Raw genomic sequence first — 236 nt, 5'->3', positions numbered from 1 at the left:
CACCACGGTTAAGCTTCGCCTGGGTAGCCTTATCAAGGTCAGAACCGAACTGAGCGAAGGCCTCTAATTCACGGTACGATGCAAGGTCAAGTCTTAATGTACCGGCCACCTTCTTCATTGCCTTAATTTGGGCTGATCCCCCTACACGGGAAACGGAAAGACCCGCGTTGATCGCTGGACGAACACCGGAGAAGAATAGGTCTGATTGTAAGAAAATCTGTCCATCGGTGATCGAG

At 50.8% G+C, this 236-nt stretch carries 1 pseudogene; it reads right to left on the bottom strand.

The window, feature by feature from the left end:
* A pseudogene (locus tag RYX56_RS25215) lies at window positions 1-236 on the bottom strand (F0F1 ATP synthase subunit alpha); the annotation flags it as partial.

The organism is Alkalihalophilus lindianensis (assembly GCF_032843265.1).
Classification (GTDB): domain Bacteria; phylum Bacillota; class Bacilli; order Bacillales; family Bacillaceae_D; genus Alkalihalophilus; species Alkalihalophilus lindianensis.
Note: the sequence above shows the minus strand (reverse complement) of the source record. Positions and strands in the feature narration are given on the sequence as shown.